Annotated in this window: 9 protein-coding genes and 4 pseudogenes; 5 read left to right on the top strand and 8 right to left on the bottom strand. The window is 64.5% G+C overall.

Annotated features, from left to right (window positions below):
• Position 1: 1 nt before the first annotated feature.
• Positions 2-3,741: pseudogene (gene recB, locus DRB87_RS17455) on the bottom strand (exodeoxyribonuclease V subunit beta); the annotation flags it as partial.
• Entirely contained in the window at positions 3,738-7,163 is a 3,426-nt protein-coding gene (gene recC, locus DRB87_RS17460) for an exodeoxyribonuclease V subunit gamma (protein ID WP_130026808.1), read from the bottom strand. The gene recC and the pseudogene recB, both read right to left, overlap by 4 nt.
• Before the next feature lie 256 nt (positions 7,164-7,419).
• On the opposite strand from recC, the gene DRB87_RS17465 reads away from it, so the two are divergent.
• Positions 7,420-9,642, top strand: coding sequence for an FUSC family protein (locus tag DRB87_RS17465; protein ID WP_130026809.1), 2,223 nt, complete (start codon positions 7,420-7,422; stop codon positions 9,640-9,642).
• 57 nt (positions 9,643-9,699) lie between these two features.
• Here DRB87_RS17465 and DRB87_RS17470 read toward each other — a convergent pair whose 3' ends face one another.
• The 5 genes and pseudogenes from DRB87_RS17470 to DRB87_RS17490 form a co-directional block, all read right to left on the bottom strand.
• Positions 9,700-10,338, bottom strand: a complete 639-nt coding sequence (locus DRB87_RS17470) for a response regulator (protein ID WP_017232830.1) — start codon at positions 10,336-10,338, stop codon at positions 9,700-9,702.
• Positions 10,339-10,889: 551 nt separating this feature from the next.
• On the bottom strand, positions 10,890-12,389 hold the full coding sequence (locus DRB87_RS17475; protein ID WP_165385354.1) for an efflux transporter outer membrane subunit: 1,500 nt from the start codon (positions 12,387-12,389) through the stop codon (positions 10,890-10,892).
• A 199-nt stretch (positions 12,390-12,588) separates the two neighbouring features.
• Positions 12,589-15,727, bottom strand: a pseudogene (locus DRB87_RS17480) (multidrug efflux RND transporter permease subunit).
• Positions 15,724-18,905 (bottom strand): annotated as a pseudogene (locus tag DRB87_RS17485) (MdtB/MuxB family multidrug efflux RND transporter permease subunit). The pseudogenes DRB87_RS17480 and DRB87_RS17485 overlap by 4 nt, the downstream one beginning before the upstream one ends.
• A 91-nt stretch (positions 18,906-18,996) precedes the next feature.
• The gene (locus DRB87_RS17490; protein WP_240756040.1) at positions 18,997-20,346 is read right to left on the bottom strand and encodes an MdtA/MuxA family multidrug efflux RND transporter periplasmic adaptor subunit; all 1,350 of its coding nucleotides are present in this window, start codon (positions 20,344-20,346) and stop codon (positions 18,997-18,999) included.
• Positions 20,347-20,874: 528 nt separating this feature from the next.
• On the opposite strand from DRB87_RS17490, the gene DRB87_RS17495 reads away from it, so the two are divergent.
• On the top strand, positions 20,875-21,594 hold the full coding sequence (locus DRB87_RS17495) for a response regulator (protein WP_017232825.1): 720 nt from the start codon (positions 20,875-20,877) through the stop codon (positions 21,592-21,594).
• A 121-nt stretch (positions 21,595-21,715) separates the two neighbouring features.
• Positions 21,716-22,988: pseudogene (locus DRB87_RS17500) on the top strand (ATP-binding protein).
• Between the two features lie 282 nt (positions 22,989-23,270).
• Here the strand turns inward: DRB87_RS17500 and DRB87_RS17505 are convergent.
• Positions 23,271-23,561: an H-NS family nucleoid-associated regulatory protein gene (locus DRB87_RS17505; RefSeq protein WP_017232823.1), complete on the bottom strand. Its 291-nt coding sequence runs from the start codon at positions 23,559-23,561 to the stop codon at positions 23,271-23,273.
• A gap of 774 nt (positions 23,562-24,335) precedes the next feature.
• Here DRB87_RS17505 and DRB87_RS17510 point away from each other — a divergent pair.
• Positions 24,336-24,944, top strand: a complete 609-nt coding sequence (locus DRB87_RS17510) for a GNAT family N-acetyltransferase (protein WP_174966574.1) — start codon at positions 24,336-24,338, stop codon at positions 24,942-24,944.
• A 124-nt stretch (positions 24,945-25,068) separates the two neighbouring features.
• Positions 25,069-26,403, top strand: a complete 1,335-nt coding sequence (locus DRB87_RS17515) for an MFS transporter (RefSeq protein WP_240756328.1) — start codon at positions 25,069-25,071, stop codon at positions 26,401-26,403.
• The last annotated feature ends 8 nt before the right edge of the window (positions 26,404-26,411 follow it).

The following is a 26,411-nucleotide window of genomic DNA, read 5'->3' on the forward strand; positions in this document are numbered from 1 at the left end:
CGCCCGAGGCGAACAGCCGATCGAGCGCGTCGACCATCTCAAGCGACGGCTTGTCGAAGAAGACACCCGGAACATCGTCACCGGCCAGATGCGCACGCGCCCAGTCGGGCCGAACGCCCCGGACAAACAAGTAGAGGCTGCCGCCCATATCGCGGTCGTATCGGTAGTCGGGTAATCGGCGTTGCAAGTAGCGATGCAACGCCAATGTGTAGAGGAGGTATTGGAGGTGATAGCCGTGCTCGGCCATTGCTTCGCGCAGGCCGTCGGCGCCGTAGTTTTCCGGGGCAGTGCCGAGGTAGTTCGACTTCCAGTCGAGGATCCACCACTGGCCGCCGTGGCGAAACACCAGATCGATGAACCCCTTGAGGTAGCCACGCAGCACCGTGGCGTCGAGCGGCAAGTCCGGGTAACCGAACTGGCGCAACACGCCGCGCAGCGCCTCGAGCGACACGGCATCGGCCGGATACGTGAATTCCATTTCGGTGAGCCGTTCGGTCATCGCCACGTCGGCCAGTTGCATGCCCGGTCGCAACGGTGTAGCGAGCGTATCGGCCAGCATGCTCATCATCATGGCGCGCCACGTATCGTTGTGCTCGGCTCCGCGCCCGGGCGGTCGTTCGCGCAAGGCTCTAGCGACCGCATGTGGCCATTGCGCGCGCGCCTGAAAATCAGCCAGTTCGAACACACGGTGCAAACTCTCGCCGGCCGCCGGTCCGCGTGGGAAACGAAGAATGTCATCGGCGGGCGGCCAGGCATCGTCCGCCTCCGGCGGCAGAGCGAACGTCGGCCCGGCATTGGCCTGCGCGTCGTAATCGGGACGCGTACGCTCCGGCGCACTGAGTTGACCGCCGCCCAGTTGCGGACCGGCATGCATCCCCGCCAACAGCCCCGAGAAGCTCCCGATCCGCCAGACTTCGCGCAACGCGCGAGCACTCGCGCGCGGCGTGAGTTGCGGCGCCGCGTCGTGGACGACACGCATGTCGGCATCCAACGCATCGCCCATTGGCAACGGCACCACAGCCAGTGGGCCGCCGACGAGCGCCTTCCATGCCGACCGGATCGTGGCCACCCGCTCGTCGGTATCGAGCGTCGACGAAACCCACGTATCGAACGTATTCCCTTGCCCTGCCGCGAGCCAGTTGAGCATGCCGCCGCACGCCTCCTTCACGCTGCGTCGCGACGCATAAATGCCGGCCGCCAGGTAGCAACGGTAGACCGCGCGCGTCAGCGCTACGTACAGCAATCGTGCCTGCTCTGCCGATTGCTCCTGCCGTAGCGCGGCGGCGGCGGGCGACCCCTTGCCCGCCCCATCGGTGAAGTCGATAACGGCCTTGGAACCATCGTGATACTCAAGTCCGTCGAGACGCCCACCGTCGCGCACTGCGCCGTCCCAAAGAAACGGACAGAACACCACGCCATACTCAAGCCCCTTCGACTTGTGAACGGTCACGATCTGCACCAGATTCTGATCCGACTCGAGACGCAACTGCGCGTCTTCACCGCCGCTCGCATTGCGCTGCGAGGCCAGCCAGCGCAGCAGCGCCGGCATGCCAGGCTGCTCGGCCCAGCGGGCCTGTGCAAGCTCTGCCAGATGCATGAAGTTCGTGAGGCGTCGCTCGCCGCCGGCCTGAGCGACCAGACGTGCCGCGAGGCCCAGCTCGCGCATCAACGTGCGCCACATCGCCGAGAAGCCACGGTCGATCCATAACTGACGATAGCGTTGTAGCCGCTCGATCCACGCGATCGCCTCGGCATCGGAGGCTTCGCTGGTCTGCATGCGATACAACGCCGTGGCATCGAGCCCGAACAATTCGGTCGCCAGCGCTGCGCGCAGCGCCCGCACGTCGCCGGGAGACTCCACTGCACGCAACACCCGCAACAGCGTTTGTGCCTCGTCACTGGCAAACACCGAGTCCTGCGTCAGCTCCACGCTGCCCACCGCGTGCTCGGCAAGCATCGATTTCATCAGCGCGCCCTGCCGGTGCGTCTGCACGATCACGGCAATATCGCCCGGTGCGAGCGGTCGCTCGCCCACGAGCACGTCACCGCGAGCCGCCCCCGCGAGCAAGCGCGCCACCTCGGCCGCCGTCGCCCGCGCACACGCCTGCTGAGCGTCGTCCTTCGACAGCGGCTCGTCATCGTCCGGCAGCCACCAGACAGTGAAGTCGGCCACTTCGCGAGCGTCGGTAAACGGCGCACGCTGCCGCGCCCCCGCGCGCACTGGCGGATACTCGAGCCCGTCGAGTACGAACGCCCGATCGTTGGCCCCGAACAGGCGATTGCCCGCCTCGATGATGGCCGGTGTCGAGCGTTGATTCACCGCCAGTGTGTACGCCGCGTCGGCGTTCTCGCGAGCGGCCAGATACGTATGCAGATCCGCTGCCCGGAAGCTGTAGATCGCCTGTTTCGGGTCACCCACCATGAACATCGGCCCCGCCCGACGTTCGATGCGGCCGTCTCCCGCCGACCGTACACGGCGCTGAAAATGTCGAACTGCAGCGGATCGGTGTCCTGGAACTCGTCGATCAGTGCGCAGGGGTATCGCTCGCGCAGGGCCTCGGCCAGATCGGGGTGCTGGTTCAGTGCCCGTGCAATATTGCCAAGCAGGTCGTCGAACGACACCACCCGCAACTCGCGCTTGCGAAGCGCCAACTGGTCCGGGGCTTGCATCAGCCACTCGCGCAGCATCCGCAGCCACTGCATCGCGTAACGCTCGTGCGCGTCGGCACGCGCTTGCACCAGCGCATCGGCCATGCCGAAAAACCGGTGATCGGGCGGCGTTTCGCCCTTTTTGATGTCCTTGGCGAGGCGCGTGGTGGTCAGCAATTCGGCCTTCGGACTCAACGGCGCCCCGGCATCGCGCGCGCCCAGATAGCGCGCCCAGGCCGATACGGCTTGCGCAAGCGATACCTCGTCGTAAATGTTTTTCTTGTACGACGGCAACGCCGCGCGCATCAGATCGGTTATTGCAACGGCCTCGGCGTCCCAGCACTCGCAGGCCGCCGCGTAGGTCGCGAACCATCCCGGGTCCGACGACGCTTGAGCGTCTGCCTCGACCGCCGACGGCCAGCGCAATTCCGACATGGGTTTCTTCAGCCGACGCGCCAACTGGTCGGTGAGCGTGCCGGGCGAGCGTTTCGCATCGACCAGCCACGCGGCGAAGCCGTCGTCCTGCGCTGCCATCGGTTCGACCACACGCCGCCAGAATTCGACCGCCAGGTCGTGACGCACGCCATTGTCGTCCGGCACCAGCTCGTAGGCGAACGGCAATCCGGCCGCAAACGGCACCTCCGCCAGCGCACGTTGGCAAAATCCGTGAATGGTGTGAATCGAGGCCTGATCGAAGCCGCGCAATGCCGTTTGCAAGCAATCGCGAATGGCCTTCGGTGTCATGTCACCGCGCTCGATCAACCCCGCGATCATGACGTTGAACAACGGATCGTCGCTGGCGTCCGGATCGAAGTCGACGACATCGTCGTTCTCGTCCTCCTCCTCGAAGACCGGCGCCATCGCAGCCACCAACGCAGCCAGCCGTGCGCGAATCCGCTCACGCAACTCCGCCGTGGCCGCGTTGGTGAAGGTGACGACAAGAATCTGCTCGACCGTCAATCGCTTCTCGAGCAGCAACCGCACGTACAGCGCGCAGATGTTCCAGGTCTTGCCAGTGCCGGCCGACGCTTCGATCAGGCAAACGCCGTCGAGATCGCAACTGAAGACGTCGAGGTCGATGAGCTGCGTCATGCGCCCTCCGCCGCGTCAAGGTGTTGCACCAGAGGGCCGAGCAGGAGATTGGCGAGCGCATCGAACGGCGGCGCCAGCGGATCCTCCACGCCGCGCCAGATCAGTCGCGTGTACGGGTCGTCCGCGTCGCCCCGTGCGAATGCCGAACCGAGCCACGCGCTTTGCGCCTCGCCCGGCTTGCCGGTACTCGCCAACTTCCACGCGCTTCGCGTGAAGAATGGCAACGGCCGCGTCTGGCCGAGGCGGTACAGCGCCACCCATTGCCCCAACAGCGTCGCCGCGTCTTCCACCGGCCGCAACGCGAATGTCTCGTCTTCGCCGTACCAGAGCGTTCTGGCGGCTACGTCCATTCCGGCGTGCTCGGGCTGCTGGAGATGCGCACAAAGCGCCAGATGGGCCAGCCACGCGGCAAGCAGATCGCTCGGTCGCTGGCTGCCGAATCGATACATTACCAGTCCATAGCGCGACACCGGGGCCAAGCGTCCCTGCAACAGACATGCTGCGCGCAACGTGGCGTCGCCATGCCAGGCAGCGTCCGTCGATTCGCGCCATGACGGCGGCAGCGCCGGCGTCAAAGGCAGCGTCACCTGCAGCTCCCGCGTGCCTTCCGCCTGCGCCTCTCGCACCTGCGACGCCAGCGCGCGCAGGCCGCCCAACGCTCTGCGGCGCCAGACGGCACCGGTCGCCCCGCCCGGCAACTCGTGACTGACCTTCGCAATACGCTCGATGGCGTCGGCATGCGCGCGTGCGGCGGGCTCATCGCGTGCGTCGTGGCGCATCAGGCGCGGCAGCAGGCGTGCCGCCAGCGCATCGCGTCCGGCCCAGTCGAGCACGAACGGCTCTTCGTCGTCGACCTCGGTGAGCAGTTCGCCGAGCGAGAGTCCCAGCCGGTCACGCGCCCACGCTCTGCCGGGATGACGCCAGAAACGCAGCAGGTCGTCCAACGTCAAATGGGTTTGTACGACAGCGGGCAACGGTTCACGCACGAATGGCGCGGGGCGGGCATTCGGTGTGGGAGACGCCAGTTGATCCGCCAATTGCTGCGCCGCCTCGGCGTTCGCCACGTCGTAGCTGTAGAGCGACGAGTCGTGGCCATCGAAATAGGCAGGAGAAAACGGTTGAAGCGGATGCGACACGGCAAGCCGCTCGCGGGCTTCGCGCTGATCGTCGAGGCTGTACCCCTGCGACACTGGTGCGAGCAACTGCCCGGCGAAGTCGAGCAATTCGTCCACAGCCGTCGATGGCGGCAGCGGCGCATTGTCGCGCACGCTTCGGCCCGTGTAGGTCATCAGGAACCGGTCCTGCGCACTCAACATCAGATCGAGGAAAAGATTGCGTTCGTCGTCGCGCCGCTGGCGATCGCCACGTTGCGGCAACGCGCGCATGAGGTCGAATTCGTCGGCGCGCACGCGCCCCGGCAGCACCCCGTCGTCCATGCCGATCATGCACACCACCCGGTACGGCAGCAGGCGCAGGCTGGGGATCGCCGCAAACGTCACACGCCCCGATGGCACGCCGCCGCGCGTCGGATCGTCGAGCGCATTGGCCAACACGCGCGCCACCACGTCAACCGGCACCCGCACTTCGGGCGCCCCATCGGCAATGGCCGAGCCGATCTGTTCGATGGCCACGCGCACCTCGGCAACATCGTCGGCAAAACGTGGCTCATCAGAAAAGAACTGCTCCAGCATCGCCAGCAACTGATCGCGCCACGCGAGCCCCGTGCGCATCGTTTGCAGCGTGACGGCGGTGGCATCAAGATCGTCGATGAGCCGCGCCAACTGCCCGAGCCATTCGGCACGGCCGCCCTCGATTCCCCCAACAGGTAGCCAATCGTCGACCGGCAAGGCGTCATCAGGTAAGGCGTAGCCGAGAAACAGCCGCATCATCGCATCGCCCAGGGTGTGCCGCTCCAACGCCGGCGAGACATCGGCCCCGGTCAGCGCGCACGCCTGCGGCGCGTCGAGCCGCAGCAAGGCATCACCGCGCCAGCCGCGTCGTGCACCGGCGGCATGCAACCAGTTTTGAACGGTGTCGAGCCCATTGCCGCCGAGGTCGTAGCGTTGTGCGATGGCCTCCGTGCGTGCCAGTTCCACCAGACTCGACACCGCCACCCGCTGCTGCGCCAAGGCCAGGATGGCGGCGAACGCCCGCGCGACGGGGTTGGTCCGCGTCGGCGGCAACCCCGTCACCAGATAGGGAATGCGAGGTGTCGCGGTACCAAACACGGCGTCGATCAGCGGGGCCGCGCGCCCCAGATCCGGCACGGTGACGAGCACATCATCGGGACGCAAATCGGGAATCTCGTCGAAGCACGCCAACAACCGGTCATGCAGCACTTCGATCTGACGCGCCAGGCTATGGCACACATGCACCTGCACCGACCCGTCGACGCTCACGCCATCGGGCGCGCCGTGACGGCCATCGTCCAACGTGAGAATGCCGTTTTGCAGGGCGGCGAGCAGCGTCGGTGCGGGATTGGCCTGGAACAGCGCCCGGTCCTCCACCGCCTGCGGTGCGAGGTCGGCATACAGCGCATCGATGTGCGATTGCGTCTGGCGCCCCCATTCGGCGAGCAACGGATGCCCCACTTCCCGATGCGCCACCCCATCGCGCCGCGCCAGATACGACAGTCGTGACGGCGGCACGATGTCAAACCAATAGCTCTCACACGGATTCAGCACGTACAGGTGCACCTCGATCAGACGAGACATCGCCTTGAGCAGCGCCATCGAAAGCGGCGGCATCGACGACAGTGCGAACACCGACACCCGTGACGGCCATCCGGCAGGCACCGTCTGCGGCGTCAATGCCTCGATCCGGTCGATGGCCCGCAACGTTGGGTGACGCTCGCGAATCTCCAGATGCGCCAACACCTGCCGCCACAAGGCGCTCTGCCACACTTCGTCGGCACGCTGCGTCTCCCCCCAGCCCGTGGCGGCGCCCGGCTCGATCGTCTCTCCGGATTGCCACCGCTCAAGCCAGTTCGGCCGATAGGTCAGATATTGGTCGTAGAGATGCGCCAGTCGGTCGGCCAATTCGAAGCGCATGACATCGTCCGCGCCCGTCAGATAGCCCGCCAGTCGCGGCGAGGCGTCCCCCCACGGCTGGGCGAGGCACTGATACAGCGGCCAGACAAGCCGGTCCGGCGCAAACGGCGAACTCTCGGGCACCGTGACCAGTTGCCCCGCCATGTCCCACAGCCACTGGGCGAGATAGGTCAGACGAACGTTGGCACACACGCCGAACACATCGGCATAGTCCAGTTCGAGCCGGCGCCGCACGGCCACACTTGGCACGACGATGGTTTCCGTCTCGAACGGATTACCGGCTTTCCCCGTGCTGCCGGGCGCCTGGGCGAGATCGCGCAACAGGGCGGCTTCGAGGGTGGTGAACCGGTTGGAAAAGAATAGGTGGAGCATGCGGGCGTGGCGGCTGAGCGAGTCTGTTCGCAAGCATAACAAAAGCCTCCTCGCGAAGCCCATCGGGCAGATCCGAAAACTTGCCCCGACATGAGTAACGGCAGCGTCAGGCGCCGTTACCCGTCCGTCGGCATGTGGGCTGTCACCGGCGGCATCCCCTCTTCGCGCCACGCAGGGCTTCGGCTAGACTCTGTCTGCACCGCGCCCTACCCCCGCCGCGCGGCCGGCTTTGCTGCGGAACCCTCGCACCCGACGCATGGACTACCAGACCGATATCAAGAAATTCCTCTTCAGCCATTACTTTTTCACTGGCACCCGTCAGGCGTTGGGGGTCGTGTTGCCGGCGCTCGTGCTGTTCTGGGGGATGGACCAGCACCTGCTCGGCATCGAGGTCGCCTCGGGGGCGCTGTGCGCGAGCGTGGTCGACATCAACGGACCGCTGCGTCACAAGCACGCGGAGCTGCTCAGTTGCACACTGCTTGGCGCCCTTACGGTACTGATCACCGGCATGGCCACCGCCGCGCAACCGTGGCAGCTCTGGATCACGTCGCTGACCCTGACTTTCGGTCTGTCGATGCTCGTGATCTATGGCTATCGCGCGTCGCTCGTGAGCTTCGCCTGCCTGATGATGATGGTGCTCAACGTCGAGGGCGATCTCACCCGGCATCAGGCCGTGCTCGATGCCGGCGCCGTGCTCGCGGGCGGCCTCTGGTACACCTACTTCAGCCTCGTCGTCTGCCGCGTCTGGTGGTTTCGCATCGAACAGCAGACGCTGGCCGAGTGTTTCTTCGTCACGGCGCAGTATCTCGAAGCCAAGGCGGCGTTCTACGACACGTCGACCGACATCGACGAATGCTACCGGCGACTGATCGCCGCGCAGGTCAACGTCGTGGAAAAGCAGCAGGCGGCGCGCGAGATCATTCTGCGCAACCTGCCCCGCCTGCGCACCGGCACGCTGGAGCCGCGCCGCACGATGCTGTTCAACCTGTTCATCAACATCGTCGACCTGCATGAGGTCGTGGTGTCGGTGCACACCGATTACCCGATGCTGCGCCGGGAGTTCGCCGACCATGACGTGCTCCTGTTCTTCCGCGACATGATCCGAAAGATCGCCAACGAAGTCGATGCCATCGGCTACGCCATCGCCACCAACGAACCATCGCGGGCGCAGCGCAGTTGGCGCGCGGAATTGCGGGCCATCGAGTACGAGATCGAGCTGATGCGCAAGCAGTCGTTGCCGCAGCGCGCGCCCGAAGCCTATCAGGCGCTGACGAGCACCTTCCGCCGCGTCTGGAGCAGCACGCGTGTCGTGGAACGCATGCACCGCAACACGAATCTCGCCACGGCGGGGTCGGCCACCGAAGTCCAGATCGATCAGGCGCTCGTGCGCTTCACCTCACGACAGAGCTATTCTCCGAAATTGCTCTGGAAGAATCTGACGTTTTCCTCACCGAGCTTTCGTCATGCCTTGCGGGTGACGATCGCCATCACGGCCGGCATGATCATCTGCGAGAACTGGTCGCTGCTCGCGGGGCAGGCACACAGTTACTGGGTGTTGCTCACGATCATCGTGATTCTGAAGCCCGGCTTCAGCCTGACCAAACAAAAGAACGCGCAGCGTCTGACCGGCACACTGGTGGGATGCGTGAGCGTGCTGGTCATTCTGGCCTTCGTGCACAAGGCGTGGATACTGCTCGCCCTCATGTTCTTCTGCATGGTCATGGGCAACAGCCTGTCGCTGTTCAATTACGGCCTGTCAGTCGTGTTCATGTCGTCCTACGTGCTGTTGCTGTTCCACTTCCTGCTCCCCGGGTCGCTGTCGGTGATCGGCGAGCGCGCGATCGACACGCTGATCGGCTCCGCCGTGGCGCTGGTGTGCTCCTATCTTTTCCCGTACTGGGAATACCGCCTGATGGGACCTCTCATCCGGCAGGCGGTGCAGTCGACGCGCGCGTACCTGGAATCGTGCACCGGCCGCGACGGCAAGCGCGACGAGCTCGCCTATCGCATGGCGCGCAAGGACATGCACATTGCGTTCGGAAATTTCGGCGCGGCCTTCAGGCGCATGATGCTCGAGCCCAAATCCAAACAGGTCTCGGTCGGGGAGCTCAACGATCTGCTGGTGCAGAACCATGTAATGGCGTCGTACATCACGGGGATGTCGGACGTGCTGCCGCGTCAGATTGCAGCGGACAAGAGCGGCGAGTTGGCGCAGGTCGTCGCCGCGATCAGCGATCTGCTTTCGCAGGCCGTGGCGGCCCCGGCCGCCTCGGTGCCGACGGATGCGCAGGCCGCGAGCGAAGCGATGCGCGACTACACGCGGCGCCTCGACGCGCTGGTCGTCGCCCAGGAGCAGCAATCCGACACGCCGGAGGCTCAGGTCCAGGAAATCAAGCAGGTGGTGCATCAGCTCAAACAGATGCTCCGGGCGGGAGAGTTGATCCTGCGCGATATGCGAGCCATTCGCCTGCCGGCCTGACCGCGCGCGGGGCATCGCCGCCCCGCCGCCCCCTCGCCGGCGCGTTGAACGATTCCGTCAGGCGATGCCCGTGCGCGTGGCGTAGTGATAGAGGTCGACGTCGCGGTCCAGCCCGAGTTTGCGCATGGCGTTGGTCTTCTGCGAGCTGACCGTCTTGACGCTGCGACTGAGCTGGAATGCGATTTCGCTGATGGTGAGCCCGGAGACGAACAGCCGCACCACTTCCACTTCGCGGCCCGAGAGCTTCGACGCATCGATCTCGGTATCGTCGACCACCGAGTCGTGCAGGCGCGTCGCCAGTCCCGCCGGAATATAGCGGCTACCGTCCGCGACCACGCACACGATATCGGCAATCGAACTCTGCTCGTCGAGCTTGGAGAGAATCGAATGCACACCGAGCTTGAGCATGCCGCGAAGAATCGCCAGGTTTTCCAGCATCGTGACGACGATGATCTTGATGTTCGGGAAATATCGGCGCACATAGCCGATCAGAAACAGTCCGTCCTTGAAATTTCCCCCTGGCATTGAAAAATCGGTCACGAGAATGTCGCATGGCGCCTTGGCCAGCAAATTCACGAGTTCTGACGAATTGGCCGCCTCGCCGACCAGATGAATCATTTCCCGCTCTTCGAGCAGACGTCGTATTCCATAGCGCACAATCGGATGGTCGTCCGCGACCACGACATTGATCGTCATCGTTGCCCCCTCCCCTTATTCGTCATCTGGCAGCACCGTCATCGCCGCACGACACGTACGGTGCTTCGCGCCTGCCATTGCCGCGAAGCGAGTCCATTCTGGCAAAAAGGGATCATCCCGACCGGCTGGGAAACGTCACATAGACGATGCGCATGGGTCGCCTTGCCACGCGGTGTGGTCAATGCCCGCGCGTCCCGCATGCTGCCCGATAGAGCGGGTACTGCGGCCTAACTGCTTGACGGGACTCGCCCGGAGGTGAAATTGCTCAGACGTCCGGCAGCGTAGTCTGTGCTACTCGCGTTACCGGTATTCGGACGATTCGCGGTGAGCGCTTCCGGCATTCCAATCTCGAAGTTCGGAATTACCTTAAACACCAACGCCCGATTTAGTGATCGGCTCGTTGCGCGCGTCGGAATATGCGTAGTTCGCGCGGGCAGACATGCCGAGGGGGTGCCGCGGTCGCGAACGCCTCGACCGGGAGCTGACGAGGCGGTTCGGACGGCGCTTTACGCGCTTTACGCGCTTTATGCACGTTACGCGCGTTAGGCGCGTTACTTCTGCCCGTCGCGGCCATCGGCGGAGGTGGCGTCCGCGGACGCCTTCACCGCCTGCGACGCGCCAGGGTTCTCGCCCGCGGACGACAAACCATGCCAGCCGCCACCGAGTGCGGTCACGAGCAGCACGTTGGCCGTGAACTGACGTCCAAGAATCGTCAGCGCCGTACGCTCCGTGGTGTACGCCGTCGTCTGCGCAGTCAACACGTTCTGGAACCCGACAGTGCCCGCCTTGTATTGATTGAGGATGAGTTGCAGCGCCTCGCGCGACGACTGCACCGCCTGGTTCTGCACGGCAGCCTCGCGGCCCAGATAGTTCAGCGCGGCGAGGTTGTCTTCGACCGCCTGGAACGCCGTGAGCACCGTCTGACGGTAGGTCGCGACCTGTGCGTCGTATGCCGCAATGGCCGCGTCGGTCTGCGCGCGACGCAGGCCGCCGTCGAAGAGCGTGGCCGCCAACGCCGGACCGACCGACCAGAAGCGGCTCGGCAGCGTCAGCCAGTCGGCGAAGCTGCTGCTCTGGAAACCGCCCGTCGCCGAGAGCGTAAGGGTCGGGAAGAAGGCCGCCTTGGCTACGCCGATCTTCGCGTTCGCCGCCGCCACCGAGCGCTCGGCCGCCGCAATATCGGGTCGCCGTTCCAGCAAGGTCGACGGCAGGCTCACCGGCGCCATCGGCAACGCGGCGCGCAGCGGCGTCGGCGTGAGCGAAAACGCCGCCGGCGCCTTGCCGACAAGCAGCGCGATCGCATGCTCCAGTTGAGCGCGCGTCACCTCGATATCGAGCGCCGAGGCCTGTGCCGATTGCAATTGCGTCTGCGCCTGAATCACGTCGGAGCGCTGCGCCACGCCGACGGCGTATTGATTCTGCGTGAGCTTGAGCGTTTGCTCGTACGCCGCAACCGTACGGTCGAGCAGCGCCTTCTGAGCGTCCGTTACCCGCAGGTCGAAGTAGTTCTGGGCGAGCAGCGCCTGCGCCGACAGACGCGCATTAGCCAGATCGGCCTCGCTCGCCTCGGCGCTCGCGTTGCCGGCCTCGACCGAGCGGCGCACACTACCCCAGATGTCCGGTTCCCAGCTCGCTGTGCCCGACAAGCTATAGCTGTTCGAGATCCCGCCCGCCCCCGACCCGCTCACCGCGGAGCTGCTCACGCGTGAGCTGGCGCGTGTGAGACCGGCGTCAGCGCCGATTGTCGGGAAGAAAGCAGAGCGCGCCTGCGAGGCCACGGCCAGCGCTTGCCGATAGTTGGCCTCGGCAACCTTGATGTTCTGATTGTCGACGTTGACCTGCGCCATCAGGTCAGCGAGCACCGGGTCCTGATAGATCGCCCACCACTCGCCCTTGGACGCCGCATCACTGGGCTCGGCGAGCTTCCAGTCCCCGGTCTCCTTGAAGGCGGCCGGCGTGTCGATTGCTGGACGCACATAGTCCGGCCCCACCGCGCAGCCCGCGAGCCACAGTACGGCACTTGCCGCAAGCCACGCGGCGGCGCGACGCATGCACGGCGGCGTCCTCGCGCCTCGCCCTCGCGGCGCAACCACGGGGGCTGCAGCGGGCGGATGAGATCCAACGGTGGCGACTTGACGATTCAGGTTACGGGACATGGCACGCATCGGCCCTTCGGCCAGAACAGAAGTTTCAAAAGACGCCCCGGGACGCGGCGCCCATGGACGCGCACGGTGCAGGCAGCGCGCGGCATCAGCCATGCCCCACCTCCCCGACGTCGCCCTGGCCACGTTGACCACGCGCACGCCATCGCGCCCAGCGCAGCCGCAAGCGATCGAGATAGAGGTACACCACCGGCGTCGTATAAAGCGTGAGCACCTGGCTCACGAGCAGGCCGCCCACGATGGAGATCCCCAGCGGCTGACGCAGCTCCGCCCCATCACCCGTGCCCAACGCAAGCGGAATCGCACCGAGCATGGCGGCCATCGTCGTCATCATGATCGGGCGAAAGCGCAGCACGCACGCGTGGTAGATGGCCTCGCGCGGCGGCATGTTCTGGCGCCGTTCGGCATCGAGCGCGAAGTCGATCATCATGATCGCGTTCTTTTTCACGATGCCGATCAGCAGAATCACCCCGATCAGCGCGATGATGCTGAACTCGGTGTTGAAGAGCAGCAACGCGAGCAACGCCCCGACCCCCGCCGACGGCAGCGTCGACAGAATGGTGAGCGGATGGATATAGCTCTCGTAGAGCACGCCGAGCACGATATACACCGTGAGCAGCGCGGTCAGAATGAGCATCGGCTGCGACGACAAGGCCGACTGGAACGCCTGCGCCGTGCCTTGGAAGCTGCCGTGCACCGACGTCGGCATGCCCAGCCGGCCGACGGCATCCTGGACCGAGGCTTGCGCCTGCGACAGCGATACCCCGGCGGGAGGTTGAACGAAATCGTACTCGCCGCGAACTGCCCCTGGTGCGAGACCCCCAGCGCCGTATTCGTCGGCCGATATCGCGCGAATGCCGAGAGCGGCACCTGCGCCCCGCCGAGGTCACCACATAAATGTCCTTGAGCGACTCCGGGCTTTGCCACCATTGCGGCGCGACTTCCATCACAACCTTGTACTGATTGAGCGGATTGTAGATCGTGGAGACCTGCCGCTGCCCGAACGCATCGTTGAGCACGCTATCGATCTGACTCATCGTCAGACCGAGGCGCGACGCCTGATCGCGATCGACGTCGAGCGTCGTCTGCAAGCCCTTGTCCTGCTGGTCCGTGTTGACGTCGACGAGATTCGGCAGATGCGAGAGCGCATTGCGCACCTTCGGCTCCCACTCGCGCAACTGCTGAAGATCATCTGCCTGCAGCGTGTACTGGTACTGCGCATTACTCGCCCGCCCACCTACGCGAATGTCCTGCACGGACTGCAGGTAGAGCATTGCACCAGGCTCCTTGGCCAGCTTGCCCCGCAATCGCGCAATCACCTGATCGGCCGAGATTTTGCGCTCGCCCAACGGCTTGAGCGTAACGAACATCAAGCCCCCGTTTCGGTTCGATCCGCCGGTAAAGCCCGTGACGGTCGCAACGTCCGGATCGGCCTGCACGATCTTGATGAAATCGGCCAGCTTCTTTTCCATCGCCTGGAACGAGATCGCCTGATCGGCCTGAATGAAGCCGATCATCCGCCCCGTGTCCTGCTGCGGGAAGAAGCCCTTCGGCACGACGGTATACAGCCAGACGTTCAGGCAGATCGTGGCAAACAGAATCCCCAGCATGAGCGGCCCATGGCGCAACGCCCACGAGAGCGAGCGCTCATATTCGCGCAGCATGCCGTCGAACATGCGCTCGGTCCATCCGCCGATCCGTGTCCAGACCGATGGTCGCGGCGGCGGCTCGGGCGCGCCCCGCATGGGCTTGCCTTTGAGCAGACGCGCGCACATCATCGGCGTCGCCGTGAGCGAGACGACCAGCGAGACCAGAATGGCGGCCGAGAGCGTGACGGCAAACTCGCGGAACAGGCGCCCCACGATGCCCCCCATGAGCAACAGCGGGATGAAAACCGCCACCAGCGAAATGCTCATCGAGAGCACCGTGAAGCCGACTTCGCGCGTGCCCTTGAGCGCGGCGGCGAACGGACTCAGGCCATCTTCGATATGGCGGGCAATGTTCTCGAGCACCACGATGGCGTCGTCGACCACGAAGCCCGTCGCAATGGTGAGCGCCATGAGCGACAGGTTGTCGAGACTGAAGCCGCACAGGTACATCACGCCGAACGTGCCGATCAGCGAGACGGGCACCGCCACGCTCGGAATAAGCGTGGCGCGCCAGTTCCTCAGGAAGAGGAACACCACCATGATGACGAGCGCAATCGAAATCAGCAGCGTGCGCTCGACTTCCTTGAGCGATGCCCGGATCGTCGGCGTGCGGTCCATCACCACGTCGAGATTGATGGCCGCCGGGATCGAGGCGCGCAGCACCGGCAGGATCTTGTTGATGCCGTCGACCGTCTTGATGATGTTCGCGCCGGGCTGCGTCGTGATGATGAGCACCACCGACGGCTTGCCATTGGCCGACCCGGCGTTGCGCAAGTCCTGAACCGAATCGACCACGTCGGCGACATCGGACAGGCGCACCGGACGGCCGTCCCGATAGCTGACGACGACCGGCAGATAGTCCTTGGCCGTCTTCGCCTGATCGTTGGCGAGAATCTGCCAGCGCTGATCGCCGTCTTCGAGCGCCCCCTTCGGCCGGTTTGCGTTGGCGGCCTGAATCGTCGTGCGCACCGTCTCGAGCGGAATCTGGTACTTGTTGAGCGCCGTCGGGTTGAGTTCGACCCGCACCGCCGGCAGCGAACTGCCGCCCACGGTGACATCGCCCACGCCGTCGAGCTGAGAGATCTTCTGCGCGAGGATGGTCGACGCGGAGTCGTACATCTGCCCGCGCGTCATGCTGTCCGACGTCAGCGCAAGAATCATCACCGGCGCGCTCGCGGGATTCACCTTGCGATAGGTCGGGTTGCTCGGCAGGCCCGACGGCAGCAGGCTGCGCGCTGCGTTGATCGCCGCCTGCACGTCGCGCGCCGCGCCGTTGATATCGCGCGAGAGATCGAACTGCAGCGTGATACGGGTCGAGCCCAGCGTGCTGTTCGACGTCATTTCCGTCACCCCGGCAATCCGGCCGAGCGAGCGCTCCAGCGGCGTGGCCACGCTCGCGGCCATCGTCTCGGGACTCGCGCCGGGTAGCGACGCCGAGACGGAGATCGTCGGAAAATCGACCTGCGGCAGCGGCGAGACGGGCAGCAACCCGAACGCGACGATGCCCGCCAGCGTCACCCCGACGGTGAGCAGAACGGTCGCGACCGAGCGCTTGATGAAGACAGCCGACAGGTTCATCGCGCTGGGCCGCCTGTGGTGGCCGGGCCGTCACTGCCGCCGCCCGGCGTGCCATGATCGCCGTGCCCCGGATCGTCCGGCGGCCCCGAGGTACCGAAACGCCGATCGCGCCAGGCGCGCGCCCGTGCGGCCAGGCGGTCGAACCACAGGTAGATCACGGGCGTGGTAAAGAGTGTGAGCACCTGACTGACCATCAGCCCGCCCACCATGGTGATCCCGAGCGGCTGGCGCAACTCGGACCCCACGCCCGAGCCAAGCATGAGCGGCAGCGCCCCAAGCACGGCGGCCATCGTCGTCATCAGGATTGGCCGAAAACGCAGCAGACATGCCTGATAGATCGCCTCGCGCGGCGCCATGCCGCGTTCACGCTCCGCCTCGAGCGCGAAGTCGATCATCATGATGGCGTTCTTCTTCACGATACCGATCAGCAGGATGATGCCGATGATCGCGATGATGCTGATATCGTTGCCCGAGACCATCAGGGCGAGCAGCGCGCCGACACCGGCCGACGGCAGCGTCGACAGGATCGTGATCGGGTGGATGTAGCTCTCGTAGAGTACCCCAGCACGATGTACATCGTCACGACCGCCGCGAGAATCAGCCATAGCGTGTTCGAGAGCGACGCCTGGAACGCCTGCGCCGCGCCCTGGAACGTCGTCTGCGTGCTCACCGGCAGGCCGATGGACGCCTCGGCCGCGGTAATCGCCTTCACGGCATCGCCGAGCGACGCGCCCTTGGCGAGGTTGAACGAGATCGTGGCGGCCGGGAACTGGGCCTGGTGGTTGATCGCCAGCGGGGTCGGCTTCTCCACGATCTTCGCGAACGATGTCAGCGGCACCTGCACCCCCGAGGTCGACGCAACGTAGATGCCCTTCAGCGCGTCGGGGCCGCGCTGGAAATCGTTACCCACTTCGAGCACCACGCGGTACTGCGACGCCTGCGTGTAGATCGTCGAAATCAGTCGCTGTCCGAACGCGCTGTAGAGCGTCTGGTCGACGGCCGCCGGCGTCACGCCCAGGCGGCTCGCCGTGTCGCGATCGATGTCCACGTACGCCTGCAAGCCATTGACTTGCAGGTCGCTCGTCACGTCGGCCAGTTGCGGTACGTGTTGCAGCTTGTCGACGAGCTTTGGCACCCAGATGCCGAGCGTATCGAGACTCGGATCCTGCAGCGTGAACTGATATTGCGTTCGGCTGATGCGGTCTTCTATGGTCAGATCCTGCACCGGCTGCATATAGAGCGCGATGCCGGGCACGTTCGCCACCTCGGGCTGGATGCGGCGGATCACTGCCGAGGCGTCGAGTCCGCGCACGGCCTTGTCCTTCAGATTGATGAGCAGACGCCCGCTGTTGAGCGTGGTGTTCACTCCATCCACCCCGATGAACGACGACACCGATTCGACGGCCGGATCCTTGAGCACGGCGGCGACCAATGCCTGCTGGCGCTCGCCCATTGCCGCGAACGAAATCGACTGCGGCGCCTCGGAGATTCCCTGAATCACGCCCGTGTCCTGCACCGGGAAGAATCCCTTCGGCACCCACAGATACAGCAGCACCGTGAGCACAAGCGTGCCGAGCGCAACGAGCAGCGTGGCCGTTTGACGATCGAGCACCCATGAGAGCCACTCGCCGTACTTCGCGATGATGCGCTCGAACATCTCGCCGGTCTTGCGGTAGAACTTGCCCTGCTTCTCTTCGGGCACGTGGCGCAGCAGCTTCGCACACATCATCGGCGTGAGGGTGAGCGACACCACGGCCGAGATCAGGATCGACACCGCCAGCGTGATCGCGAACTCGCGGAACAGGCGGCCGACGACGTCGCCCATGAACAGCAGCGGAATCAGCACGGCGATCAGCGAGAACGTGAGCGAAATGATGGTGAAGCCGATCTGTTCCGCGCCCTTGAGCGCCGCCTGCAGCGGCTTTTCCCCCTGCTCCATGTAACGCGCGATGTTCTCGATCATCACGATGGCATCGTCGACCACGAAGCCGGTCGCGATGGTGAGCGCCATGAGCGTGAGGTTGTTGATCGAGAAGCCGGCCAGGTACATCACGCCGAACGTGCCAACGAGCGAGAGCGGGACGGCCACGCTTGGGATGATCGTCGCCGAGACGTTGCGCAGGAACAGGAAAATCACCATGACCACCAGGGCCACCGCGAGCAGGAGTTCGAACTGCACGTCGGAGACCGAGGCGCGGATCGTCGTGGTGCGGTCGGTCAGCAACTTCACGTCGATGCTGCCGGGCAGCGAGGCCTGCAACTGCGGCAGCAACGCCTTGACCCGGTTGACTGTCTCGATCACATTGGCGCCCGGCTGACGCTGCACGTTGAGCACGATGGCCGGCGTGGTATCCGCCCACGCCGCAAGCTTGGTGTTCTCGGCGCCGTCGATGACGTCGGCGACATCGGAAAGACGGATCGGGCCGCCGTTCTTATACGCGATGACCAGGTTGCGGTACTCGTCGGCCGACGCGAGCTGGTCGTTGGCGTCGATGGTCGAGGCACGCAGCGGGCCGTCGAAACTGCCCTTCGCCTGATTGACGTTGGCCGCCGCGATGGACGTGCGAACGTCCTCGATGCTCAGCCCGTACGACGTAATCGCGCGGGGATTGACCTGAATGCGCACCGCCGGGCGTTGGCCACCCGAGAGGCTCACCAGACCGATGCCGGGCAATTGCGAAATCTTCTGCGCCACACGTGTGTCGACCAGATCTTCGAGCTTGGGCAGCGGCAGGGTCTTCGACATGATCGCCAGCGTCAGGATCGGCGTATCGGCCGGATTGACCTTGCTGTAGATCGGCGGCATCGGCAGATCGGTGGGCAGCAGATTGCTGGCGCTGTTGATCGCGGCCTGCACTTCCTGCTCGGCAACGTCGAGCCCGAGATTGAGCGAGAACTGCAGCGTGATCACCGACGCGCCGCCCGAACTGGTCGACGACATCTGGTTCAGGCCCGGCATCTGGCCGAACTGGCGCTCCAGCGGGGCCGTCACCGACGAGGTCATCACATCCGGGCTGGCGCCCGGATAGAGCGTGACCACCTGAATGGTCGGGTAGTCGACTTCCGGCAATGCCGAGAGCGGCAGCAGACGGTAGGCGACGAAACCGGCAAGCAGGATCGCCACCATCAGCAACGAGGTGGCGACCGGTCGGAGAATAAACGGGCGGGACGGATTCATTGGCTACGTCGAAGGGTGTCTCTGGGGGCCGTGGGCCAAACGTGGGCGAGGCGTGGACGCGTGAGGTCGTGCGACGTCACGCGAGACCGTCCTATTGCGCCGGACGGCGATGACCGCCGTTGCGCTTGTCCCCCGGCGCGGGCGGCGCAACCGCCGCCGCACGGCTCGCGGCCGTGATCACCTCGACCCTGGCGCCGTCGCGCAGCTTGTCCATGCCGTCGATCACGAGCTTCTCGCCCGGCGCGATGCCGGACTCCACCGCGACGTTGGTGCCGTCGGTCGGCCCGAGCTTCACGGTCTTGAGCTTGACCGTCTGATCCGGCTGCACCGTGTAGACAAAACTGCCCTGCGTACCGCGCTGCACCGCCGCGCTTGGAATCAGCGTGGCGCCCTTGAGCGTGTCGACGAGCATCTTCACGTTGACGAACTGGTTCGGAAACAACAAGCCGTCGCGATTGGCAAATTCGGCCTTGAGCTTGACGGTGCCGGTTGTCGTGTCGATCTGGTTGTCGATGGAGGCGAGCCTGCCGGTGGCCAGCTTCACCTTGCCGGCACGGTCGAAGGCTTCGACGGGCAGCGTCTCCCCGTCGCGCGAGCGTTTGAGGACCTTCGACAGGTTGTCCTCGGGAATCGTGTAGACGACGGTAATTGGCGTTACCTCGTTGATGATGACGATGCCGTTGGTGTCCGACGCGTGAATGATGTTGCCCGGATCGACCTGGCGCAGCCCTGCGAGCCCGGACACCGGCGCGATCACGCTTGCATAGTTCAGTTGCAGGCGGGCGTTGCCGAGCTGCCCCTCGTCGGATTTGACAGTTCCTTCGTACTGCTTGACGAGTGCACGCTGAGTATCCACCGTCTGCGCGGCGATCGAATCCTGCTTGAGCAGTGTCTCGTAACGGGCGAGGTCGAGTTGCGCATTCTTGAGCAACGCCTGGTCGCGGGCGAGTTGGCCCTCCATCTGGGTGACCTGTACCTGGAAGGCACGCGGATCGATTTCGGCGAGCAACTGGCCTTCCTTGACGATGTCGCCTTCCTTGAAGTGCACCTTCATGAGCTGTCCGTCGACACGCGAATGCACGGTCACACTGCGCGTGGGCGTGACGGTGCCCAGCCCGTTGAGGAAGACCGGCAGGTCGCCCGTCTTTGCCTCGACCGCCGTCACCGGCGTGGCGGGCGCACCCGCGCCGGCCATGCCGCCCGGCGCCGCGCCGCGCCGCCCGCCCGCTTGAGCCGGACCTTGCGCACTTTGCGAATGCAGTCGGTAGTAAACGCCCCCGGCGATGAGCACGACGATCAGCCCGATCACGGCGGGCACGAGCCAGCGGCGCGTGCGCGAAGCCGCAGGGGCTGGCCCGGTGTCGCGTTGCGTGCCCGCGGCGGATGCGGGCCGATCAGAACCGTTCGGTGGTTCGGAACCGTGGGGACCGTGCTCGGTCATGACTTCCTCATTACAGCGCAGTAGTAGGTGGATTCGTCCCGTGTGGACGACGGTCTTGCAATCGGGTGCCGCGGCGCAGCAAAACGTCCGCACGCCCCGGGGGCTTTGCCTCAGGCCAGATCCGGCCAATCAGCATAGCAGACCGTTGTCAAAGCCCGATAGGACGGCTGATTACACGCGCTTTCCCCAAGGGGAATCGCGTTTGGCGCGGCAGAGGAAAGACCGTCCGCGCGCGCGATGGTTCGCATGGCGGCGTTGGCAATGCGCGTCGCGATGCGCTGCATTGCCCTGTCGCAGCGCTCTCGCAACGCGAGACGTACGGCTGAGTGCGCGGAACTGGCCACCGACAGGGTGGCTCGCCGGTTCGATCGAACCTTATGCGATGGGGGCGAATTTCGTGTATCACCGGCGCTGGCTCTATTATTACGCAACGTTACGGGTGACCAATGCTGTAATGTCTGGAAACAATACCCGCGTCAAGCCGCGCGGGAGGCCACTATCATGACAACACTCCCTGTCCGAACGAATATGAAGATTCTTGTTGTCGACGACGATCCCGATCTGCGTGATCTGTTGCGCGAATATCTGAGCCGCCACGGCTTCTCGGTGGCCGTGATGCATGACGGCGACGGATTGGCCGCACGCCTGGAGCGTGAGCGTCCCTCCCTGATCGTGCTTGACCTGATGATGCCCAAGGTCGATGGCCTCACGGCCCTGCGGGACTTGCGCGCGCGCAACGACGATGTGCCGGTGATCCTGCTCACCGCGCGCAGCGACGAGATCGACCGCATCGTCGGGCTGGAAATCGGTGCCGACGACTATCTCGGCAAGCCGTTCAGCCCGCGCGAGCTGCTCGCCCGGATCAATGCCGTGTTGCGCCGTCGCAAGCAGCCCGATGCCGCGGTGCCCGAGCAACGCGAGAACTACACGTTCGGCCCGTTCGTGCTCGACTTCCGCAGTCGCACGCTCACCCGCGATGCGCAGTTGCTCACGCTCTCCGACGGCGAATACGGCTTGTTGCGCCTGCTGGTAAACCACGCGATGCAGGTGCTCTCGCGCGAGCGCATCATCGAACTGCTCTACGGCGCGGACAGCGATGTCAACGATCGCGGCATCGACGTGCAGATCTGGCGCCTGCGCCGCCTGCTCGACGAAGACGCGCAGAGCCCGCGCTTCATCCAGACCGTGCGCGGGCGCGGTTACATCTTCGTTCCCGACGGTCAACGCGCCGACATGGCCACCGGTTGATGGCCCGGCGCCGGACACAACGCTGCGTCGTCGCCCTGTTCGACGACGTCACCTCCCCGTCTGACAAGGACGCCGGCATGCTGCCGATACTGCTTACCCCAGCCCACAGGCAGAGCCCTGCATGAAAGGCCGTTTTGACACTCTATTTGGCCGGCTCGCGCTGCTCATCATTGCAGCGCTGGTCATCAGCCATTTCTCGTATCTCACGATCCTGCGCAGCGATCACGATGAGACGCGCGTGCAAAATGCCGCCGAGCAAATGGCCTTCATCATCAAGGCGGCGGCCGAAGTACACGACGGCAGCTCGACGCTCACATTGCCGGATCTCGTGCAGGTCGTGCCGGTCTCGTTCGCGCATGGCGACGTCTTCGAGGCCGCCAGCAAGACCGCCCGCCTCACGACCGAACTCGCGCGGCGCCTGCCCGCCGGCACGCAATTGCGCGTGGAGCGCACGCCACCGCCTCGCATCTGGGCCGCCTGCCGGGCCGCGACTACTGGATCGCCACGCCGGTGCTGTCCGTGCGTAATCCGCCGGGCACGGCCATGATTTTGCCGGGCCTGGCCGCAGTCCTCGGCATTACCGTCGTCTTTGCGTTGTTCGCGGCGTGGCAATTACAGCGGCCGGTGCGGGACATGGCCGCCGCCGCCGAGCAACTCGCCACCCATCGCATTCGCACCCAGGTCAAGGAGCGCGGCCCGTTGGAGTTGCGTCAACTGACCGAGCGCTTCAATCGCATGAGCCACGACATCGTGCAAACCGACCGGGAACGCAACACCATGCTTGCCGGCATTGCCCACGATCTGAAAACGCCGCTTGCACGGTTGCGTCTGCGTGCCGAAATGCTCGACGACGCCCAGATGAGCGAGGGCATTACACGTGACGCCGAATCGATGACCCGCATCGTCGATCAGTTCCTGCTGTTTGCCCGGGCATTGAAATGGAAAGTGCGACGTCGCCGGTGGAAGCCCGCATTCCCGCACTGGTCGCCCCGTTCCTCGATCAAGGTTATGCCATCGAACTCGATCTTCAGGCCGGTCCGGGCTTCAAGCTCAGACAGACCTATCTCGAGCGCATCGTGAACAACCTGCTCGATAACGCGGTGACGTACGGACAGGCGCCGCTCGCGATTCGTACGTCACACGACGCCAGCGGATGGCGTCTCGTGATCGAAGACAGCGGCCCGGGCATTGCCAATGAAGACATCAATCGCATCGTGCGACCGTTTGTCCGGCTCGATCCGGCCCGCGGCGGCAATGCGCATTGCGGGCTCGGTCTCGCGATTGTCGATAAGCTCACCCAGCAACTGGGCGGACGCGTATCGTTCAGCAATCGGCCCACCGGCGGCTTGCAGGTCACGCTGATGTTTCCGCCGGAAGATCCGGGCTCGGAATAAGCGGGCTCTGCGTACGGCGCGTGCCGGATACACGGCACGCACCATAAAAAACCCGCCGTCGGTGTACGAACGGCGGGTTTTGTCCTTTACGGCACGGCATCACATCAAGCCACAGCCAGACGATCCGGGTTGGGGCAATGCGACGACTGAATGGCTGCGCTAGTGCGCACAGGGACACGGCGGCCAACGCTCGCCGCCGCGGACTGACCGCGGCGCAGCGATGGTGGCGCCCCGCCCCCCTGGCATGTGACCGGCAGTACCGGTTCGGATTGGGTCAGCGAATTACTTGATCAGGAATTTCTCTTTGTTCTTGCCGACCCACTTCGGGGCGCGGCCACGGCCCGACCACGTTTCGCCCGTGGCCGGATTCATGTACTTCGGCGCAATCTGGGCGCGCGCGGCACGGCGACGACCATCGGTTGCGACAAGCCCCAGATCCTTGGCGGACAGTTCATATTCCTGAATCTTCTGTTTGACTTCAGCGATGACCTGAGCGACTTCACGGGCCCGAGCCTCTTCGATTTGCTTTTCAATCTTTTCGCGCTGCGCGACGAGTTCTTTATAGCTTGCCATCTGGCCTGTCCTTGGGTTGTTAAAATGGATCGCCACTTAAAATAGCACGAGTTTTAATAATTTGAAAACCGCATTTCCAGAGAATGAGTCTGGAAACGCCAAAATCGCATTGAATCGTCCGATCGATGCTTCCGACAATGCACAGAATCGGGGCGCGATTCCGGGAATACCATCAAATCGGCCTCGTCGATATCGATGCATTAGCGTGACCCATTGCCGGCAATCGCAAAAGCATTCCCGCCATCGGGCGATGTGGACGCGAGGCGGCATGATAAGTTCACACTTTTCTCTGCAAGTTTTCGTAAGGTTTTTTCACCGGGCCATGTTTGGCGCCGACGACGCAGACGGCATCATCGCGCGATGCCTCAGGCAATAGGTGTTTCCCAAACATTCAATCGCCATCCGATCGTTCCGTGATCCGAAAGACTTCACTCTTTCGGATTATCCGCATCCCAGCGCCGTAATTCACGGATAACCCGAGCGACAATCGGACCCGTGCGATTCGCGGGACGTCGTCTCGGGCGTGCCATCGGTGTCACCCTCGATTTTCGAATCGTAGCCATCAAACGCATGCGTCGATGCCATCTCCCGAGTCGATCGCATTTTCGTACAATAGAACCGTCGGGCCTGACGCTACTGCGCGTCAAGGTTCGTATGGCAATATTGATGGGCACGAACACAATGTTCGCGCAGATCGAGTTAAGTCAATCCAGAATTGTCACAATCGGCGATTTGCGATTCGGATTCGGGCGAATTCAACGGAATTTTGAGCGCATGAGCACGTCGACGCTGGCTGAGGATTCGCATTCGCCGTTCGGTACCCCCGCGCGCGTGCTCACTACCGAGCGCACGGTCTTGCGTCAGTGGCGACCGGAGGATTTGCCACTTTTCGCCGCGCTCAATGCCGATCGAGATGTCATGCGCCACTTTCCGACGACACTCGACCGGACCCAGAGCGACGCCATCGCGCACCGGCTGGCCCAACATATCGAGACGCATGGCTATGGTCCCTGGGTGCTGGAAATCCCTGGCGTGACGCCGTTCGCGGGATTCGTCGGCCTGATGCGCGTGGGCTTCGACGCCCCTTTCGCGCCGGCCGTGGAGATCGGCTGGCGGCTGGCGCGTGCCTGGTGGTCGAAAGGCTATGCGACCGAGGCGGCCTTCGCCGCCGCACATTTCGCGTTCGAAACGCTCGGCCTGGAAGCACTGGTGTCGTTCACCGTTCCCGCGAACGTTCGCTCACGCGCGGTCATGGAGCGCATCGGCATGCGCCATTGCCCCGACGAAGACTTTCTGCATCCGCTGATTCCGGCCGGCCACCGGATGCGCCGTCACGTGCTGTACCGGCTCAACGCCGACGAATTGGCGGCCAACCAGCGCTAGGCGTCGCCTCGGCGATTGAAGCAGTCGCTTAAATCGTGGGACAATCCGAGTCTTTGCGCCAGCCATTCCCCCCATTGTGTCGCGCGCCGTCATCATTCCGCTCATCATCGCTTGCGCCCTGTTCATGGAGAACATCGACGCCACGGTGATCACCACCTCGCTGCCCGCCATGGCGCGAGATCTTCATCAAGACCCGATTTCGCTGAAGATGGCGCTCACCGCCTACGTGGTCGGGCTCGGCATCTTCATTCCGATCTGCGGCTGGGTCTCCGATCGCTTTGGCGCGCGCAACGTCTTCCGCACGGCGATCGGCATCTTCATGGCCGGCTCGATTCTCTGCGCGCTGTCGTTTTCGCTGCCGACGTTCGTGTTCGCCCGCTTTCTGCAGGGCGTGGGCGGCGCGATGATGGTGCCGGTCGGCCGTCTCGTGATCTTTCGCGCGGTGCCCAAGCACGATCTGGTCAAGGCCATTGGCTACCTGACGATGCCCGCACTGCTCGGCCCGGTCATCGGCCCGCCATTGGGCGGCGCGATCACGGCCTATCTGCATTGGCGCTGGATCTTCTTCGTCAACATTCCGGTGAGCCTGCTCGGCATCTACCTCGCGGGCAAATACATCGACAACGAGCGCGGCGGCGACGCCGGACGCCTCGACACGCTAGGCTTCGTCCTCTCCGCGCTCGGCAGCGGCCTGCTCATGCTCGGGCTGGCCATGATCGGCGAACCCCACATCGACGGCAGCGTTGTCGTCACCCTGTGCGCCGTGGGCGCCCTCTTTGTCTACGCCTACTGGCGCCATGCCAATCGTGTGCAAGCGCCTCTGCTCGACCTCAGGTTGCTGCGCATCCCAACGTTCCACGCCAGTGTCGTCGGTGGATCGCTCTTTCGCATCGGGTTGGGGGCTGTGCCGTTTTTGCTGCCGTTGGCGCTGCAGGAGGGGCTGCATATGGATCCGTTCGAATCCGGCATGATTACCTGCGCGTCGGCGTTCGGGGCGATTTTCATGAAGGCGATCGCGCAGCGCGTGCTCGCGCGATTCGGTTTTCGCCGCGTGCTGATCGTCAATGCGGCGTTGGCCGGTCTGGCGCTGTCGTCTTACGGATTCTTCTCGCATGACACGCCGGTGATCGTGATGCTAGCCGTCGTCGCGTTCGGCGGCTTCTTTCCGTCGCTGCAGTTCACTTGCCTCAATTCGATCGTGTACGCCGACATTGCCAGCGCCGACGCCAGCCGAGCCACGAGTCTTGCCAGCGTGGTTCAGCAGTTGTCGCTGGGGCTGGGCGTAACGATTTCGGGAATGGTGCTGCAGGCGAGCAGCCGGCTGGCCGGCCACGAACACCTGACCACCCGCGATTTCCTGCCGGCGTTCCTCGTGATCGGCCTGTTCTCCTGGCTATCGATTCCGGTCACCCGCCAACTGGCTGCCGACGCGGGCACGGAGTTGGCGAGAAAGCACTGAGCCGCGCG

Origin of the sequence: Pandoraea sp. XY-2 (assembly GCF_004193915.1) — a bacterium.
Taxonomy (GTDB): domain Bacteria; phylum Pseudomonadota; class Gammaproteobacteria; order Burkholderiales; family Burkholderiaceae; genus Pandoraea; species Pandoraea cepalis.